The organism is Anoxybacillus sp. MB8 (assembly GCF_011006755.1).
In the GTDB taxonomy this organism is placed as follows: Bacteria; Bacillota; Bacilli; order Bacillales; family Anoxybacillaceae; genus Anoxybacillus; species Anoxybacillus gonensis.
This window is the reverse complement of sequence record NZ_RXXX01000087.1, coordinates 1-2,199: the sequence shown is the minus strand read 5'-3', so window position 1 is coordinate 2,199 and position 2,199 is coordinate 1. Positions and strand designations below refer to the sequence as shown.

Below are 2,199 nucleotides of genomic sequence, written 5' to 3'. Positions count from 1 at the left end.
ACCATACAGGAAAATTCGCATTTTTTGTACCCTCTAATTTCTCTATGCACACCGATCTTAAATCATCAAGTACAACTTGTGGTGAAGAGCCAAAAAACAATCTTTTTTACATTTTATAGATTTTGTTATTATTTCATAGATTCATAATCAAGTAGAAATAAAAGACGTCCAATTGAACGTCTTTTTTTACTTCAAATTCCAAAATACGTGACAAAAGGAAGTCCTATGGTATAATGTCATAGGAAGGAGTGGTTACGTTGTTTAAAAAAATCGTTGGATATGCACTTGTTGCACTCATGATCTTTTCAACTATGCCAACATCTAGTGAAGCAACAAGTATTCGGCCTATGCATATCCCCATTAAAACAAACGGAATAGTCATACAAACGGATGCTTCACCGATTATGGTGAATAATCGCGTTCTTGTGCCATTTCGAGCGATTTCTCAATCCATGGGGGCAAATGTACATTGGGATGAACAACAAAAGCAAGTCATCGTTCAAAAAGATGGGAAAACAATATCCATCCGTTTGCAGTCGCAAGTCGCCTTCATTAACGAGCAAACAGTCACTCTTGATGTTCCACCTATTGTTTATAAAGGGAGAGTATTTGTTCCTATTCGCTTTATTTCTGAATCCCTCGGCGGCAAGGTGGAATGGACAGGGAGAGAAGTAAACATTTCGTTTTCTGCACTCGTTCCTTTGTCGGACGGGGCTTTTGTCAATGGTGCACCGCTTACAACTCCACTGATGACAAACGGTCAATACCGATATGTGTCGATCAAATCACTCGTTACGGCACTGGATGCCAATGTGGAATGGAGTGAAGATCACGAAAGTTTGACCATTCATACAACGCGAGGACGTATCGTATTGTATGAAAATAGTAAAGAAGCGGAAGTCGATGGACAACCTGTTACATTACAACTGGAGCCTATTCGTTTAGGAGATGAATGGTACATATCTCTTTCGGCAATTACCATGCTATTCGGAGGGCAATTTACCATAAATTCAGCAAAGGAAATACACATTTCCATTCCACGTACAACATTCCGAAGTACAGTATTGCCAAAACAGTCCTACTCCATTGCACGTCCAAACCTCGTGAAAGAAATAAACGTTGTTGATAAGCGGCGATTGTTAGTCAGTGACAATCCAGAGATGTTGGCCATCTCAACGATTCCAAATAAATCCGGAACACTGAGTGCGGATTATGTGCAAAGTGTTGAAACAGAAGTCGATCATCGTGTTTTTGGTTGGCATATTAATTTATTTGATGAAAAAGTGAATGTAGCCATTGTAATTGAAAATTTATCATCTACTACAGAACTTGAAGTAATCAATCGAAAAGGGACGTATCGCATCAGCCCAAATAGCTGGGGACATTATGATGTCGGACTACCAATTGCAGAAACGATGTTGCGCAACGCACTTACGGTGTCGTCACCGGTAGTTATTCGACCACAAAGTCAACGTATACTACATATGTTCGACGTTCCAACACAACAGCTCATCGGTTTTTTATATGACTTTACAGTCGCGAAACGAAGTGGAGAAGAGCTTTCTTATCGTATTCGTACAGTCGTCACGTCTGGGCTGTTGTCTCCAATCACAGTAGATCCGACCCCCGTTCCACTTGATTCATATGCTACACATGCACGAGGAGTATGGGAAGGGGCAACGATTGAAACGACATTACCAACGTATACAGTGGGGAGTGAACCTATTTCCTACAATATTTCAAATGGGAAAACGGATCATTATATGTCTGTTCAGCGGGCGTTAAGTCCTACAAACATGACTATTCACAATCCAGGACATTATGGAGCTGTCTATCGTGTTCATATCCCTGTAACACGTAGTGCAAATTCCACACAAATGATTCGGCTACGGTTTAGCGGGCGAGGGGGTGCCTACTGTGGAGCCATGCGTATAAATGGATCCACATATGTCATTCCTCCACTTGAGCCAGTGACACAATCCGCATATATTGACTACTATATGTGGGGGCAACAAGACGTCATTACGCTCGAATTTATGCATGCTGGAGGATCAGCTTTACCATTAGGAATCGAAATTTCATCTATACAATAAAAGAGGATGAGCAACTAAAGTGGCACCCATGTCAAGGACACTATAAAAAAAGAGATTAAGCAGCTAGAAGATGATTCCTATATTGAATAGGGGTCATCTTTTTTAA

1 protein-coding gene is annotated in these 2,199 nt (G+C 40.7%); it reads left to right on the top strand.

The window, feature by feature from the left end; translation table 11 throughout:
• Positions 1–248: 248 nt before the first annotated feature.
• Positions 249–2,093 carry a stalk domain-containing protein gene (locus EKC99_RS15205; protein WP_240468904.1) on the top strand — a complete coding sequence of 615 codons (1,845 nt, stop codon included), beginning with the start codon at positions 249–251 and terminating at the stop codon, positions 2,091–2,093.
• The last annotated feature ends 106 nt before the right edge of the window (positions 2,094–2,199 follow it).